15 protein-coding genes are annotated in these 15,463 nt (G+C 42.7%); 10 read left to right on the top strand and 5 right to left on the bottom strand.

Annotated elements, in window-relative coordinates; translation table 11 throughout:
• Positions 1-54: 54 nt before the first annotated feature.
• Positions 55-471, top strand: coding sequence for a VOC family protein (locus tag AUR67_RS01750; protein ID WP_054563313.1), 417 nt, complete (start codon positions 55-57; stop codon positions 469-471).
• Positions 472-729: 258 nt separating this feature from the next.
• Here the strand turns inward: AUR67_RS01750 and AUR67_RS01745 are convergent, their stop codons facing one another.
• A complete protein-coding gene (locus tag AUR67_RS01745; protein ID WP_058583867.1) occupies positions 730-1,389 on the bottom strand; it encodes a LiaF domain-containing protein in 660 nt (219 codons plus the stop codon).
• 330 nt (positions 1,390-1,719) lie between these two features.
• Between AUR67_RS01745 and AUR67_RS01740 the strand changes: the two genes are divergently transcribed.
• The 3 genes from AUR67_RS01740 (at position 1,720) to AUR67_RS01730 (ending at position 2,965) form a co-directional block, all read left to right on the top strand.
• A complete protein-coding gene (locus tag AUR67_RS01740; protein ID WP_058583866.1) occupies positions 1,720-2,286 on the top strand; it encodes a BON domain-containing protein in 567 nt (188 codons plus the stop codon).
• A gap of 57 nt (positions 2,287-2,343) precedes the next feature.
• Positions 2,344-2,502: a YqaE/Pmp3 family membrane protein gene (locus AUR67_RS20850; protein ID WP_064971745.1), complete on the top strand. Its 159-nt coding sequence runs from the start codon at positions 2,344-2,346 to the stop codon at positions 2,500-2,502.
• Positions 2,503-2,755: 253 nt separating this feature from the next.
• On the top strand, positions 2,756-2,965 hold the full coding sequence (locus AUR67_RS01730) for a hypothetical protein (RefSeq protein ID WP_058583864.1): 210 nt from the start codon (positions 2,756-2,758) through the stop codon (positions 2,963-2,965).
• Here AUR67_RS01730 and AUR67_RS01725 read toward each other — a convergent pair.
• Entirely contained in the window at positions 2,950-4,977 is a 2,028-nt protein-coding gene (locus AUR67_RS01725) for a methyl-accepting chemotaxis protein (RefSeq protein WP_058583863.1), read from the bottom strand. The two genes, AUR67_RS01730 and AUR67_RS01725, sit on opposite strands and share 16 nt — an antisense overlap.
• Before the next feature lie 113 nt (positions 4,978-5,090).
• Here AUR67_RS01725 and AUR67_RS01720 point away from each other — a divergent pair, with 113 nt between their 5' ends.
• Positions 5,091-5,861, top strand: coding sequence for an NAD-dependent epimerase/dehydratase family protein (locus AUR67_RS01720; RefSeq protein WP_058583862.1), 771 nt, complete (start codon positions 5,091-5,093; stop codon positions 5,859-5,861).
• Here the strand turns inward: AUR67_RS01720 and hutC are convergent, their stop codons facing one another.
• On the bottom strand, positions 5,862-6,569 hold the full coding sequence (gene hutC / locus AUR67_RS01715; RefSeq protein ID WP_058583861.1) for a histidine utilization repressor: 708 nt from the start codon (positions 6,567-6,569) through the stop codon (positions 5,862-5,864).
• 143 nt (positions 6,570-6,712) lie between these two features.
• On the opposite strand from hutC, the gene hutI reads away from it, so the two are divergent.
• Together hutI and AUR67_RS01705 are read left to right on the top strand one after the other, a co-directional pair.
• On the top strand, positions 6,713-7,954 hold the full coding sequence (gene hutI / locus AUR67_RS01710) for an imidazolonepropionase (RefSeq protein WP_058583860.1): 1,242 nt from the start codon (positions 6,713-6,715) through the stop codon (positions 7,952-7,954).
• Positions 7,955-8,075: 121 nt separating this feature from the next.
• Positions 8,076-9,752, top strand: coding sequence for a GGDEF domain-containing phosphodiesterase (locus tag AUR67_RS01705; RefSeq protein ID WP_058583883.1), 1,677 nt, complete (start codon positions 8,076-8,078; stop codon positions 9,750-9,752).
• A 252-nt stretch (positions 9,753-10,004) separates the two neighbouring features.
• Here AUR67_RS01705 and AUR67_RS01700 read toward each other — a convergent pair whose 3' ends face one another.
• Positions 10,005-11,054, bottom strand: coding sequence for a formimidoylglutamase (locus AUR67_RS01700; RefSeq protein ID WP_058583859.1), 1,050 nt, complete (start codon positions 11,052-11,054; stop codon positions 10,005-10,007).
• A gap of 5 nt (positions 11,055-11,059) precedes the next feature.
• Entirely contained in the window at positions 11,060-11,557 is a 498-nt protein-coding gene (gene rraA / locus AUR67_RS01695; RefSeq protein ID WP_054552822.1) for a ribonuclease E activity regulator RraA, read from the bottom strand.
• Between the two features lie 212 nt (positions 11,558-11,769).
• Between rraA and AUR67_RS01690 the strand changes: the two genes are divergently transcribed.
• The 3 genes from AUR67_RS01690 to AUR67_RS01680 all read left to right on the top strand — a co-directional run bounded on the left by AUR67_RS01690 (position 11,770) and on the right by AUR67_RS01680 (position 15,338).
• Positions 11,770-12,306 carry a phosphatase PAP2 family protein gene (locus AUR67_RS01690; RefSeq protein WP_058583858.1) on the top strand — a complete coding sequence of 179 codons (537 nt, stop codon included), beginning with the start codon at positions 11,770-11,772 and terminating at the stop codon, positions 12,304-12,306.
• Positions 12,303-13,352 (top strand): MJ1255/VC2487 family glycosyltransferase, encoded by a 1,050-nt coding sequence (locus AUR67_RS01685; RefSeq protein ID WP_058583857.1) that lies wholly within the window; start codon positions 12,303-12,305, stop codon positions 13,350-13,352. The genes AUR67_RS01690 and AUR67_RS01685 overlap by 4 nt, the downstream gene beginning before the upstream one ends.
• Before the next feature lie 105 nt (positions 13,353-13,457).
• Positions 13,458-15,338, top strand: coding sequence for a methyl-accepting chemotaxis protein (locus AUR67_RS01680; RefSeq protein ID WP_058583856.1), 1,881 nt, complete (start codon positions 13,458-13,460; stop codon positions 15,336-15,338).
• Positions 15,339-15,463: the final 125 nt, after the last annotated feature.

The raw sequence follows: 15,463 nt of genomic DNA, 5'->3' as shown, positions 1-15,463 counted from the left end.
CTTAACTTGAGGTTTTATCTTGGTGGCAGTTTAAAAATAAAAAGGAAAACTACCATGTATTTAGAGCACGTAAACCTTGTTGTTAGTAATGTTGATGCCATGCTGCACTTTTATAAAGCAGCATTCCCGCACTGGCGTGTGCGTAGTCAAGGCGATAGCAAATGGTCGGGCAAACCGCGCAAGTGGCTGCACTTTGGTGATGATTACCAATATCTTGCATTAAGCGATAATGGTGAAGCTGAAAACCGTGATTTAGCAGGCCACCAAGTAGGCCTTGCTCATTTTGCTTATGTGACAAACGATATTAATGCTGTAGTTGAGCGTCTTGTTTCGGCTGGTTATGAAATTGATAAACACGGCCCAGAAAACCCCTATCGTAAAAATGTATATTTCATCGACCCCGCAGGTTTTGAAGTTGAGTTTGTAGAGTATTTTAGTGATATCCCGAGTGAGAGGAATAATGACTTGTAGCTAGAGCTGTCAGCTTTGCAGTTTTGAGCCGAATTGCGTTGTTTTTTGGTCAGGCATTGATTGATGGAATTGTGTTGTATGTAAGACGCGCCAAGCAAGCGTGACGCCTACGGTTGATGTAGGCGTGAAATTTATTTCGCGCGTTATCTTATTATATTGCGCGATATAAAATCGCGGCTACGGTAACTAGCACCTAGCACCTAGCACCTAGCACCTAGCACCTAGCACCTAGCACCTAGCACCTAGCACCTCGCAACTTTACTGCACCTTATTCATCTCCTTCCAACTGGCTTTTAGGCTGTTGGCAAAGCTGATGAACTTTTCTTTCATGGTACGTTTAACTGAAATCTCGACTGAGCCTAGCCATACATTACCTTCAATAGTGATGGTTGGGCCTTGGCCTTTATTTAAGGCAACTGATTTATTCTCTACGCTGCCAATTACGCTAAATAATTTAGATACCACATTAACATGTTCTGGCACGTAGATTTCGTCGTTACCTAAAATACAGTTCACATAAATGGTGACGTGCTGATGTTGGAAAATTGCTTCGCTAAAGTCGAGTTCGATTGAACCTAGGCAGTTTGTTAGGTGAATTTCTTTTGGTACTACCCATTGGCCGCTGCGCTCATTTGAACCCAAAATACTCCTAAGCTGCAGGCTTTCGTTGTCGCTGCTGTTGCTGTAGTGAGGTTTAAATTGCGCATGCTTATGCGATTTGTAATCAATATCTGCTTTTAGTTCTAAATCAGCAACCAGTTCAACCAGTACTTCGTTGCTAGTGGCTGCCATTGCTTGGTCTAGTCGGCGTTCAAATGCTTCGGCTGAAATAACAGCATGACTGTAGTTATAAATGAGTTGATCAATAACTTCTTCTCTTACTTGATCGATTGGGCGATCTTCAAGTTTAACGGCCATGGTAGTTCCCTGTTGTGATTTTAAAGGTGATTTTTTAGTTATTAATTACGAAGCAAGCCTTAGGCCAAAGTTTATTTTTATATAAATCAATGGTTTGTATTTTTGTGCTAATAAGCAACTTAGTTAAATTAACCACAGATTAATAAAATCAGCAACTAAATGGTTATTTTTGCAACATCGTGAACTTCTTACCGAGCAGCTTGTAAATCTTTACCTAAATGAATATAAATAGCCGCTGAATAAGCTATTAACTTACTGAAAGTAAACAAGTAAATAGTTGGCATTATAGTCGCATTAGTAAAAGTGTCTTTAATCAAAAGGAGAAAGATTATGAACACTTTTAACAAATCTATGATTGCCGCTTTAGTAATTGGTGCAACTAGCATGTCAGCTCAGGCAAGCAGCTGGGAAAATGAAAGTAAAGATGCTTGGATTGATGGTAAGGCAGAAACTGTGCTTCTTATGAACACAAACCTTAACAACTTTGACATCAACACTGATGTAACGAATGGCAAGGTTGTACTTACAGGTAAAGTTGATAGCGAATTAGATAAAGAGCTTGCTGAAGAGCTAGTTCTTAGCCTAGACGGTGTTAGCTCTGTTGATAACGAACTAACTGTTGTTAAAAACATGAAAGCTAAGCACATGAAATCAGACAAAGCTGATTCAGCAGAAAGCGACTTAACCGACGCAAAAATTAGTACTGTGATCACGACACGTTATTTATTTAGCTCAGAAGTAGGTGGTACAGACATCGATGTTGATACTGACATGGGTGTGGTAACGCTAAAAGGTACTGTTGAGTCTGATGCGGAAAAGCAATTAGCGGTAAGCATTGCTGAAAATGCTGAAGATGTTCGCAAAGTAATCGATGAATTAACGATTGTTGCTGAATAATAGCAAGCCCTATATAGCCCAGCTTTGGCTGGGCTTATCTTTTTCAAGGAGTGAGTCATGGATTTAATACGTATTATTTTATCGGTTTTAATTCCACCTCTCGGCGTATTTTTACAGGTAGGTTTAGGTGCGCAGTTCTGGATTAATATTCTTTTAACCTTATTAGGGTACATTCCAGGTTTGATTCATGCTGTGTATATCATCGCTAAGCGATAATCACCGCATTAATCTACAAGGATGGGTAATGGAGCACAGCATGGAGCTGCTGTAGGAGTAACGGACGATAAACCGCAAGGAGTTTACAGTATGGATAATGTAACTACGCACAAAGGACAGCAAGGAAGTAACAAGGCGTTATGGAGTAGCGCACAATGGCAACGCTTTATGGATAAAGTGAATGGAGATGACAGCAAGGAATAAGCTTAGGCAGGAGCCAAACAGGATGAAGCTAGCGTAAGGAGGAGACTATATGGAACAAGTACAAACGCAACCAACACAAGGATTGACCGACAAAGGAGTTGCTTTATGGAATAAGCAACAGTGGCACGAATTTATGGAACACGCGAAAGCGGTTGCGCCACGACTAACAGGGAAGGCTGACGATAAAAACCCGATGTCATCTTCAGGTGACATCGGGTTTTTAACTACTTCAGCAATTTATCTTTATAACTTAAATTGATTCACCGTCTTATTTAAAGCGGCTGCCAATTCATTCAAATCACGTGCTTCATCCGCCAATTCATGGGCATGATCCGCAGTGCTATTCACTAAGTGATTAATTGCTGCCAAGCTATTGTTGATATCTTCTGCAACCACAGTTTGCTGCTCAGTCGAAGTCGCAATTTGATGACTTTGATCTTGCACATTTGTCACAGATTGCGCGATATCTTGTAGAGCTTGCAATACAATTTGTGTTTGCTCAACTGAGCCTTCAGCACGCTCTTGACCTTGTTGCATCATAGTCGATGCTTGTTGGGCAATTTGCTGTAAACGGCTGATCATGTTGCGAATATCATCAGTAGATTCTTGCGTTCTGCTTGCCAGTGAACGAACTTCATCAGCAACAACCGCGAAACCTCGGCCTTGCTCACCCGCGCGGGCTGCTTCAATTGCCGCGTTCAGTGCCAGTAAGTTAGTTTGCTCAGCAATTGAGTTGATAACATCAACTACCGCACCGATATTGCCACTTTCTTGTTCAAGACCCGCAACCACTTTAGACGCTTCACCAATATGGCTTGCAAGGGCGGTCATGACTGACTGAGCTTGAGTAGAACGTTTCGTACCGTCAACGGTAATGGTTTGTACTTCTTCAGCGGCATTATTAGTGTGCTGGGCATTACGCGAGATTTCCATCACTGTAGACGCCATTTCGGTTACCGCCGCACTAACACTATCAACTTGCTGCTTTTCTTGCTGAATTTCATCGTTGGTTTTTTGCGATACAATTTTCAACTGGCTTGCAGCTTGGCTTAGTTGCTCAGCCTGCGCAGCAGTATTAAGCATCATTGCACGAAGTTTATCGATGAAGGTATTCATGTGATGAGCAAGTTGGCCCACTTCATCATTACTCTTGATTTCGATTTTCTGTGTTAAATCGCCATCACCTGATGCGATATCACGCATGATGTAAGTTAGCTTAGTCAGCGGCTTGGTGATCATTTGCGTGGCCCAGAAGATCATCGCAATGATAATCGCAAGAATAATGATCACTGAGGTTGTGGTTGTCATCACTGCATCATTTACTGGTTCATCAATCATACTTGTTGGAATTAAAATACCCACGTACCAATCAAGGTAAGGGGTTTCTAGCTCAAGGCGGTTGTATACAACGTAATATTGCTCACCTTTGAAAGTAACAAAGCTGCTGCCATCTTTTTGGCTTTTCATCGCGCGGTTTAATTCGCTAAAGCCTGATGTGTCGCTAAATTGTTTTTCGAGGGCATCTAGGCCTTCTTTGCCATTTGGACCTTCGTCAGTCACAGATAGCTTGTGGCCAGTGCGCTTAGATAAGTGCACTACCTTTTGATTGCCATCAAGTAAGAAACCAAAGCCTTGGCCATTAAAGCGAATTTCTTCAACCATGTCGTTGATGTTGTTTAGCTGTAAATCAACACCACCAAAACCAACAAGTTTATTTTGTTTGTTATAAACAGGCTGTTGTACAACTGCAGAGGCATTACCTGTGGTTAAATCCACAGAAATTGGGCCTACATAGAGTTTGTTGATCTTTAAAGCATCTTGCCACCAACCACGTTTGTAAGCGTAGTAAGGTTGGCCGTTATAATGAGTGGTTCGCTCGTTTTCTTTAAAGTACTCACCTGTTGTTGCAGATGCAAAGAAGGCAGATAAGATGTTGTCATCGTTGCCACTGATACGCACAAAATCTTGATTAACACTGTCGTATCCAGGTTGGTTATCAAGGCTTTGATCACGTTCAGTCCAATTGTCGAACCAATTCACTAAATGCGGATTTGTAATGAAGGTTTGAACCACTTTACCGTATTTGGCAAAGTAACCTTGCATTGAAAGTCGTTCACTCTGTAAATAGCTGTCGGCTTCGCGTTGAATAGCTTGGCGCGATAGGTCAGCAATATGGCTAACAAAAAAACTAGACGCGATGATCAGTAGTACACTTATCGTCCCGCCGATGAGTAGTAATATTTTTTTACGTAAAGAGAGGTTATTTAACATAGATGCACGTGTTTTTATTATCGGGTAGAGTTATCTATCTAATCATATTTGCACCCAAATCGCTATACCGTTAAGCGAACGTTAATAATAAATACTGTGAGGTTGTTGGATAAATGAGTAATGAAAATAATAAACTGGTCGTTTTAGGTGCAGGTTGGCTTGGCAGTGCGCTTTGTGTTGAGGCAAAATCATTAGCATGGCAAGTGCTGGGTACACACCGTAGTAGCGAGCACGAACATGACTTTCAGCGCCAGTTTGCGCTTGAAGGCGATGTGCTCAAACACGATGTTTCACTTGAAGATGCATGGTGGGTTTGTGCAATTCCACCGCGTAGTCGCAGCTCAGAAAGTAATTATTTAGCCACTTTGCAAGCAGGACTTGAGCTTGCCAAGCAACTAAATTGTAAAGGCTTTATTTTATGTTCTTCGACGGGTGTTTACCCTGCTGATAATGGTCATTATGACGAAAGTACAGTAATTAATTGCCAATCAGCGCGCCAGCAACTGCTATTTGATGCTGAGCAGTTAGCGCTAAATGCCGGTGGTAAAGTATTGCGTTTGGCGGGCCTTGTTGGTCCTGGGCGCGACCCGGGTAAGTTTGTTGCAGGTAAAGAGCTTTCTAGCTCAAGTCAGCAAGTGGTAAACATGGTTCAGCAACAAGATGTGATAGCGGCGATTTTTTCTGTAATTGAAAACTGGTCAAGCGCGAGCAGCATTTATAATGTGGTCAATCCGGCGCATCCTACAAAAGCAGATTATTACCAGCAAAAATGTACTGAGCAAGGCAATCAGCCTCCAACATTTACTAGCCATGATAAAGGCGAGCGTCTCATTAATGGCTCGGCGATTGAGTCACTTAATTTTCGATACCAAATGCCTATTTAGTTATTTTTTAAAAGTTAGGTGGCCGCCTAGTCGGTATTTACTGCCCGGTGAGACTAAGCGCGCAAAACTAACAATACCTTGCGATGACCAGGTTCGGCGGATCACTTGTAAGCATGGCTCTTCGTTGTACAGGTTGAGCCATTCACACATTTCTTGATTGGGCATTATCGCTTCAACCGTGTGGCGAGCCTCAGTGAGCGGGGCGTTTTGCGATAAGTATTCATGGGGTGTTAGGCTGTGAAAATCTTGTTGTAAGTAGTCTTTAGCAAGAGCGGGGTTCACAAAGCGTTCTTCAACTTGCAGAGGTTGCTCGTTTTCATTGTGCACAATTACACTTCTATAAACATGGCTGTCGACCTCGACACCCAAAGCAATCGCGATGGGGGCAATAGCGCTGATTGATTCCATCACTAAAATCGTACAACTGTAATTACTGTTTCGCGCTCTAACTTCATCGGCAATGTTTTTGATTTCTAGTAACGAAGATTGTGATTTGAAGCTGGCAACAAAAGTACCTTGGCCTTGGCTGCGGGTTAAGATACCGGCATCGGTTAACTCACTGAGTGCACGCCTAGCCGTCATACGGCTTACTTGAAATTGACTGGTAAGTTCGTTTTCTGAAGGGACACGGTCGTTTTCTTGCCATTCTCCCGATTGAATGTTTTTCAGAATAAACTCTTTAATTTGCGCAAACTTAGGGACACTCATTTTGGGATGTATATGTAGTAAGTAAATAGTATGTTTGAAGGTGACATAATTCCCTTGTATATACAAGGTGAGTTGATAAACTTTAAGCAAATTTAAATTTAGGCTCATACTGAGCCTTTAGCAAGCATCAAGATAGGTGAAAAATGCACACAACCAACAATGATCAAGCGCTCTGGGATTTACTGATCACAGATGCCAATATCGCCACAATGGATCCTGCTGTTGATGCACCATACGGCGCCATTGAAAATGCAGCGATTGCCGTTAAAGATGGCAAAATTGCCTGGTTAGGTGCACAAACCGATTTACCTAAATTTGACGCGTTAGCAACGCCAACTGTATCTGCAAAAGGGCAGTGGTTAACACCAGGGTTGATTGATTGTCACACTCACTTAGTGTTTGCCGGTAGCCGCGCAGAAGAGTTCGAGCAGCGTTTGCAAGGTGTTAGCTACGAACAAATCGCTGCAAACGGTGGCGGTATTGCAAGCACCGTACGTGCAACTCGCGAAGCCGACCACGAAACACTGTTTGTTAGTGCTAAAGAGCGCTTAAATGCTTTATACGCAGAAGGCGTGACGACGGTAGAGGTTAAATCTGGCTATGGTCTTGATTGCGAAAACGAAATTAAACTTCTCGAAGTAGCTCGTTTACTCGGTGAGAATCACCCGGTTGATGTTAAAACCACGTTTTTAGGTGCTCATGCATTACCGCCTGAATATAAAGGCCGTAGTGATGAATACATAGAGCTTGTTTGCGGTGAGATGCTTGACCGTGTTGTTGAAGCTGATTTAGCTGATGCCGTTGATGCTTTTTGTGAAAACGTAGGCTTTAGCAACGAGCAAACTCGCCGTGTGTTTGAAGCGGCTAAAAAGCACAACTTACCGGTTAAGTTGCACGCTGAGCAGTTATCTAATCAACATGGTGCAGAGCTTGTTGCCGAATTTAATGGCTTATCGGCAGATCATATTGAACACTTAGATGAAGCTGGCATTCAAGCAATGGCCAAAGCGGGCACTGCAGCGGTATTGTTGCCAGGTGCATTTTACTTTTTACGCGAAACAAAGTATCCGCCAATTGAACTACTGCAGCAGTACCAAGTTCCGATCGCCATTTCAACAGACTTCAACCCTGGAACTTCACCATTATGTTCATTGCATTTAATGATGAATATGGCGTGCACTATTTTCCGTATGACACCAGAGCAAGCATTAGCTGGCGTAACACGAAACGCTGCGGGTGCGTTAGGTCTTGACGATCGTGGTGTGTTAAAAGTGGGGGCTCGTGCTGATATTGCTCATTGGCAAATATCCCACCCAGCACAATTAAGTTACCAATTCGGCGTAAATAAACTGTTAAATCTGTGGATTTTGGGTAGACTTAGTTAGATAAGTTTTATTACGCAGTTTGGATTAGATGTCATTGATTTTTAGTTTAGCGAGTAGTAGCACGCAACTCGTAAATTTAACAAGTGATGTAGTGCCAGTGTTTTTAGCTGGTAGCGTTTTTATGGCAATGATCTGTGCCCTGTGCGTAACCCAAAACCCTATTTTAAGACTAAGCCTAGTCGTTAATGGCGTACTAGGTTTAGCTATTTTAAGCTTAGGATTACCTTGGCTGGTGATCTTACTTGCTTTAGCTTTATCTTTTCATTTATGGCAAGCATTTCGCACCACTAATTGGCTTGCCATAATATTGAGTGTCTCTGCCGCAATTTCGTTCGCGGTTTTATACTCAGCCCACCTATTACTCGACACAGCCTTATACTGGCTTGTTTTCTCGGTAGTTATTTTATCTATTTCAGGCTTTTTTAATTACGAAGAGCCCGAAGAAGATGAGCAGGTTGAAGTAGAACCGCTCCATAACGATGATTTAGATGCTGCTCCACTTACTGGTTTACCAGACCGTAATGCACTTAGAAATAGCTTTGTGGCATGGACTGAAGAGCACTCAGCAAACTGTGCATTAGTGATGATCCGCCTTGAAGGCTTTAACGATGTTAACCAGCATATTGGTCGTGACTTTGGTGATTTATTATTAGCGCAATCGGCCACACGTATTAAACAGCAGCTCAGTGTTGATGCTGTGCTAAGTATGGTAAGTAACACCGTAAATACTGAAAAATTAGCGCATTTAGGGGGCTTAAACTTTGCGTTTATTTGCTCTCTTGAAGAGCAAAAGCATCTTCATGAGCAGCTGATCAGCCAAATTAGGCAAGTCACATTAAAGCCATTCAACGTTGCTAATTGTACGATTGAAGTAAAAGTGCGCGCCAGTTACGTGAACTGTGACGAACCAGAATACAGCTTCGAGAACTTAATTTCATTTGCCAACCTTGCCCTTGACTCTAACCCAGATCGAGAAATTGTGCCTTATCACCCGCAAATGATGATCGAGCAACTAGAGCAACAAGCACGCCTACGCGAATTAGCTCACTTAGATTTTGCCAGCGAACTTGAGCTTTATTTTCAGCCGGTTATTCGTAATAGCGACGAGCAAATTGAGTTTTTAGAATTGCTGCTACGTTGGCAGCATCCAAAACAAGGCATTCTTTCGGCTAACAAATTTATTGATGATATTCGTGTCGCTGGCCTAAGTTACCCTGTAGCAGCGTATGTTATTGAGCGAGCGGCTGAGCTTGCCATGGCGCTTCGTATGGAAGGCATTGAACTGCCACTTAGTATTAACGTGTTTGGTCCAGAAATGCTGCACGAAGAGTTCATTGAATTTGTTGACCGCATTATGACTGAACACCGCTTAGAGCCGGGCGATTTAATCATTGAATGCCCGCTCGATCTATTTATGAGCTTAGATGACCAAGGTAAAGCTATGGTCGCAAGGCTAAATAGTATTGGTATTAAGCTGTGTATTGATGGCTTTGGTGACACGCCAATTTGGCTTGCTAAGCTGCCTAATCTTAATGTTGAGTATATTAAAGTGGCTGCTTCACTAACTGCTGATTTTGCCCATCAAAGCCAAGTTCGTAGCCTAGTCTCTGGCATGGTGGATATGCATAATCAAAATAATGCCAAGGTGATTTGTGAAGGGGTAGAAACCCTAGAGCAACTTAAGTTTGTTAAGTCGTTGAATACCTACGCCGCCCAGGGTTATTACTTTAATTACCCGCTTAGCAGCGTAGGCATGATGTCGTGGTTAAAACAGTGGCGGTTAGAGCATCAGGGGTAAGTTAAAGCCGTCAGCCGTCAGCCGTCAGCTATCAGATTGAACGTTAACGAGTTGCTTGACTCGTTACATCGCGTTTTATCTCGAATCTTGCTTCTAATTTAAGGGTCGCGGCATAAAGCCGCTGCTACAGGTAGGCGTGAAACTTGTTTCGCGCGTCTGACCGCTGAAGGCTGAGAACTGACCGCTCCCATGTGTTGAATATCGCTACGTTCGACCCGACCCCACAAAAACCAGTCGTTACATCGCTTCTTTCTAACTTACCTCTCTCGCCTGCAAATACGCATTCACTAGGGCAGTGATTATTTGGCCTGCGTCATTCATGCCTGCTTCTAAACCAACCGGGTGTTGTGATGGTGCGCCTTCGCATAAGTGAAGGTAGCGAGCAGTTGTTTGGCTAGCTGCTAAATGCACAAAATGTTCTGCATCACTTACACTAAAGCCACAGTTGGTGTAAGCACTAACCGGCATTAGTGAGATGCTGTCTAGGTCGACTTCGACTCCAAGCGGTGCATTATCAAACTGCGCTAATGCGTGATTACATGCCGAAGATAAATCGACTTTACGACGTACTTGAATATCTTGGTAACTATCAAACGTGAAGTTTGCGCTTGTCAGGGCATCCATAATCGCTTGGTTATTTTTAAATTCGTGTAATCCCATCACATGATAGTCAGCAAGGTGATTTTCGCTGTACGCATATCTAAAACCATTACCGCTATGACGGCCTTCACACTCTCTGAAATCAGCATGAGGGTCTAAGTTGATAGCGTTGACTGGTTTACCATATTGCTTACTAAGGGCACGTAAAATACCTAAGCAGTTGTTATGGCCGCCACCGATTACAATTGGCTCAAGGCCAGCTGCAAAAATCATTGCAAGCACTTGCTCAACGCGGGTGTCTATATCAGCGCATAATTCACGTAGTTTGGCTAAGTCAGCGTCATTTTTATTATCAAGGTCAGCAGCCTGTTGGTTTAAGTCATCAAGGGCAACTTCGCCGAGTAGCAACACACGCTCATGATTTAAAAACTGATTATGAGTTTGGTTTAAAAAGCGTTTTAAAAATGCTTGCCACGCTTGCCCTGAGCCACCGTTACCTAAGTTAGCGCGAGGGCCAATATCTTCACATACGCCAACTAAAACATAGCGAATACCGAAGTGTTTTGCATCGATGAGTGCTTGTGGGGCGTTAACTTGAGTGTCGAGAAGGGCAAGGGCTTGCCAAGCTTTAAGTTCGTTAGCGCGGCGGACACATAAGTGCTTTACCGCCGCTTCATCATAAATTTTAAGGTAGTTTGTCACCGAGATTAGTCTTCTATTATTTCTAACTCTAATTCTTCAGCAGATAATATAATACCGGTGCTATCAGCGTAAACAAAGTCGTCATCAAAGAAAGAAACGCCTGCGAAGTTAACGCCTATGCCGTCTTCACCTGCACCTTCACTATCGGCAGCAACAGGAATAGAGGCAATTGCTTGAATGCCTAAGTCTAGCTCTTCAAGTTCATCAACATGACGAATTGCACCGTAAACAATAATGCCTTGCCAGTTGTTTTCTAATGCGATTTCAGCCAGCTCAATATCAATTAGGGCGCGTCGGGTAGAACCACCACCATCAATCAATAACACGCTGTCGGTGCCATCGGTTGATAAAATTTCGCGGATCAGCTCGTTATTTTCAAAGCATTTAACGGTTTTTACTCGACCACTAAAGCTTGGGCGTCCACCAAAATTGATAAACATTGGTTCGAGCACATCAACCACATCTGCAAAGTGGTCGCATAAATCAGAAGTGCTGTAATCCATTTTTTCATCCTCTAAAGAGACTGTCTGTTTAGTACTCAGTATACCCTGATACAACTCAATAACAACGACTTAATAGCGGATTATTGGTTTAAATCAAAGGAATTTCGCCATCGCAACATTAGTGTCTCAAAAGCGTCACCTAATTGTTATTTTTAGCGCCTAAGCTGAGATGAGTATAAAAATTAGACGCAAAGTATGACAAGGAGCTCACCATGGCAAACAACATACTTACTAAATTGGCAAAAGTGGATGAACAGCTGTTTTTGAGTGTATTCAATGACGCTTCGCCAATTTGGCTTAGAAGATCAGCGCTCGGGTTTTCGAAAAGCGGCGATGGCGGGCTATACGTGGTGTTGTTTCTTGGCTTTTGGTGGTTCACCGAGCAGCTGCACTTTCAACAACTGGCGATGAGTATATTGGTGGGCTTTGCCATTGAGCGGCCTATTTACTTTTTAGCTAAAAAGCGCATCGCGCGGGTTAGACCCTGCGACTGTTTAGTGCAAGGCGCGTATTTGGTGCCGAGCGACCAATTTAGCTTACCGTCGGGGCATAGTGCAGGGGCATTCGTGGTAGCGACGATTTTGACTATCTATTTTCCGGAATTTGCTGTGCTGTGGCTGATGTGGGCATCAGGGGTGGCGGCATCGAGAGTGATTATTGGTGTGCATTACCCCGCTGATGTGGTGATTGGTGCAGTGATGGGTTCAAGTTGTGCAGTATTAGCTGTAATGGTGGTGGGATCTATATGAGAATTTTGTACGGTATTCAAGGCACGGGTAATGGCCATATTACTCGAGCACGAGTAATGGCAACGACCTTTAAAGCATTAGGAGTGAATGTTGACTATGTGTTTTCAGGTCGTAAGGAGCAAGACTACTTTGATATGGATGACTTTGCCGATTACCGAGCTTTTCGAGGTTTGTCGTTTACCAGTAAGTCGGGGCAAGTTGATAGCTTTAAAACGTTGAAAAATGCGCGCCCTTTGCAGCTTATTAAAGATATAAAAAATCTTGATTTACGTCACTATGACTTGGTGTTTAATGACTTTGAGCCAATCACAGCATGGGCTGCTAAACAGCAAGGTATCCCAGTTATAGGCATGAGCCATCAAGCGGCGTTTTTATCTGATAAAGTGCCGATGTTTGGCCGAGCTTTTTTTCGTCGTGCCCTAATCCGTAATTATGCGCCAGCGAGTGTTTATTTAGGGGTGCATTGGCAGCCTTATGCAGAAAACATCATTCCGCCATTTATTGCAAGTCATCATCATGATAACCCGGTGATGGTCGAAAATAAGGTGTTGGTGTATCTACCTTTTGAGAATCTAGACAGTGTGGTCGACTACCTCAAAGACTTTCCTGAGCGTGAGTTTTACTGTTATCACCCAGATGCGCAGGACTGTTCAATCGGTAATATTCACCTTCGAGCGCCGTCACGCGTTGGGTTTTTAAATGATTTGGCCAATGCTGGAGGTGTAATTGGTAACGCCGGATTTGAACTTGCAAGTGAAGCGTTACAATTAGGTAAAAAGCTATTGCTAAAACCACTTGGAAAACAATTTGAGCAGGGGATTAATGCACAGACGCTATTGTCGATGGGTGCAGCCCATGTGATGAGCTATTTAAACCCCAATGCGATGGATGATTGGTTGCAATCGCCACAGAACAAAAAACTGAATTTTCCGAGTGATCCAGCACCTTTGGTTGATTGGTTGCAAAAAAAACAATGGGAAAAGCTGGATAAATTGCATAAACATCTATGGCAACAGGTTGATTTAGAACAAAAACTGATTGTTTAAAAGTACCTTATATTGGAAAATGCGCGGCAAGTTTAACCACTTTTTATTAGCTGCTTTAAATAGTTTAGCTATACTTTAACTGCATGTTTCTATAAGGCACTTTGAATGAATGTATTACAAAACTTAACTATTAAGCGTCGTTTACAGTTAAACGCGCTCGTTGTTGGTCTTGCAATGATTGTGATGCTGTGTGTAATTATCTTTGAGTCGCGCATGATGCTAAAGCTCAACGAAACAATTCAAAATGCGGAGGAGCTCGACATTCATGAACTTGCGATGCGTAAACATGAAAAAAACTTTTTGTTTTACAAAGATGTCGATAGCCTCGAGCTTTTTGAAAAAGAGTATTCGCAGCTAAAAAATAAAATGGCGCGACTAGATGAGTTAGTGAAAGATTTGTCGATGGACTCATCTAAGCTAAATGAATTTAGACGTCTTGCGAAAACTTATTACGATGACTTCAATGAAGTTGTGGTACTACAAAAGAAAATAGGTTTACACCCTAAAGATGCACTTTATGGTGATTTACGTGGTGCGGTGCATCAAGTAGAAACATTATTAAGTGAGCGAGAAAACTATAAATTACTGGCTTTAATGCTACAGCTTCGCCGTGCAGAAAAAGACTTTATGCTGCGCTTTGATTTAAAGTATATGGGCAAGTTTGATGATTTAGTTGCTAGCTTTAGATCAGAGATTAAAAACGCAGGGTTCGATGCAAATTACGAAAACCAATTGCTTAGTTTGCTTGCGACTTATCAAAGTAAATTTAAAGCCTTAGTTGATGCACAAGTTACCTTGGGCCTTGATTTAGAATCAGGGGCTCTCGGTGAGATGAAACGCAGTGTTGAGCTTAGTGATGCTATTGTTAATCAGTTAACTACACAAACTAAAGAGTTTGTAGAATCGAGTGCTGCTAGTGCACAGTTGATTGCCATTCTTGTGTTTATAATTGCGAGCATTTTAGTGATGTTATTAGTTTACTTTACTAGCCGCTCAATTATTCAGCCTATCGAACGTGTGTACCACACGATTAACGAGATTCGTCGCAATAACGACTTAAGCATGTCGATTACTCAATCAGGTAAAGATGAAATCACCACAATGACGGTCGACTTTAATAGTTTGATCAGTGATTTTAAAAAGTTAATTTACGAGGTAAATACAGCGTTAAGTACTCTTAACGTGGCAACAGAACATTTATCTGAAACGACAGCAGCAACTAGCTCAGGTATGCAAGAGCAGCTTCACGAAGCTGATATGGTTGCCACAGCAGCCACCGAAATGCAGGCGACGATTCAAGATATCTCACACAATACTGAAGCTGCAGCGAAAAAAGCTGAGTCGACTAACTTAAGCGCACAACAAGGCCGCTCTGAGGTTGAATCTACTGTGGTGCAAATAAATCACTTATCTGATTCACTCGGTAATGCGTCAAGCGTGGTTTCGCAGTTAGAAAAAGACGCTGAAACCATTGGCTCTGTACTTGATGTTATTCGTGGCATTGCTGAGCAAACAAACTTACTGGCACTCAATGCGGCAATTGAAGCGGCGCGTGCTGGTGAACAAGGCCGTGGCTTTGCGGTAGTCGCAGATGAAGTTCGCTCACTTGCGCAGCGTACCCAAGATTCAACACAAGAGATCGAGAGCATTATTTCGACCTTACAAGGGCGTACGCAAGAAGTGGTGAGCATTATGCAGCAATGTCGTACGCAAGGTGGCGAAAGTGCAGCACAGGCAAGTAAAGCCGGTGAGTTACTACGCTCAATCACCGAAGATGTACAAACCATAATGGATATGAGTACTCACATTGCCACCGCAATTGATGAGCAAAGCCAAGTGGCTTCTGAGGTGAATAAAAACGTGGTACGTATTCGTGATATCGCTCAAGAAGCATCGGGTCACGCGGCGACTAATGCGCAAACCAGCGAAGAGGTGTCTGAGCAAGCACGTGTGCTCTACCAGGCAATCGATAAGTTTAAAGTTTAATAATTACTTTATACTTTATAATATAAAAAAAGCGCGGTGACGGTGTTGTCATCGCGCTTTTTTATTGTTTGGGTGTGTATACCGCGACAAGGTTAATACCAGTCCGCTTAATTAAGTAGTCTATT

This window comes from Pseudoalteromonas sp. XI10 (genome assembly GCF_001469895.1).
In the GTDB taxonomy this organism is placed as follows: domain Bacteria; phylum Pseudomonadota; class Gammaproteobacteria; order Enterobacterales; family Alteromonadaceae; genus Pseudoalteromonas.
Note: the sequence above shows the minus strand (reverse complement) of the source record. Positions and strands in the feature narration are given on the sequence as shown.

Excerpts from the sequence above, each read along its gene's own strand:
- AUR67_RS01705 (WP_058583883.1), top strand. The coding sequence starts at position 8,076 with ATGGCAATGATCTGTGCCCTGTGCGTAACCCAAAACCCTATTTTAAGA.
- AUR67_RS01690 (WP_058583858.1), top strand. The coding sequence starts at position 11,770 with ATGGCAAACAACATACTTACTAAATTGGCAAAAGTGGATGAACAGCTG.
- AUR67_RS01750 (WP_054563313.1), top strand. The coding sequence starts at position 55 with ATGTATTTAGAGCACGTAAACCTTGTTGTTAGTAATGTTGATGCCATG.
- AUR67_RS01730 (WP_058583864.1), top strand. The coding sequence starts at position 2,756 with ATGGAACAAGTACAAACGCAACCAACACAAGGATTGACCGACAAAGGA.
- AUR67_RS01725 (WP_058583863.1), bottom strand. The coding sequence starts at position 4,977 with ATGTTAAATAACCTCTCTTTACGTAAAAAAATATTACTACTCATCGGC.
- AUR67_RS01720 (WP_058583862.1), top strand. The coding sequence starts at position 5,091 with ATGAGTAATGAAAATAATAAACTGGTCGTTTTAGGTGCAGGTTGGCTT.
- AUR67_RS01740 (WP_058583866.1), top strand. The coding sequence starts at position 1,720 with ATGAACACTTTTAACAAATCTATGATTGCCGCTTTAGTAATTGGTGCA.
- AUR67_RS01745 (WP_058583867.1), bottom strand. The coding sequence starts at position 1,389 with ATGGCCGTTAAACTTGAAGATCGCCCAATCGATCAAGTAAGAGAAGAA.
- AUR67_RS01685 (WP_058583857.1), top strand. The coding sequence starts at position 12,303 with ATGAGAATTTTGTACGGTATTCAAGGCACGGGTAATGGCCATATTACT.
- AUR67_RS20850 (WP_064971745.1), top strand. The coding sequence starts at position 2,344 with ATGGATTTAATACGTATTATTTTATCGGTTTTAATTCCACCTCTCGGC.
- AUR67_RS01680 (WP_058583856.1), top strand. The coding sequence starts at position 13,458 with ATGAATGTATTACAAAACTTAACTATTAAGCGTCGTTTACAGTTAAAC.
- hutI (WP_058583860.1), top strand. The coding sequence starts at position 6,713 with ATGCACACAACCAACAATGATCAAGCGCTCTGGGATTTACTGATCACA.
- hutC (WP_058583861.1), bottom strand. The coding sequence starts at position 6,569 with ATGAGTGTCCCTAAGTTTGCGCAAATTAAAGAGTTTATTCTGAAAAAC.
- rraA (WP_054552822.1), bottom strand. The coding sequence starts at position 11,557 with ATGGATTACAGCACTTCTGATTTATGCGACCACTTTGCAGATGTGGTT.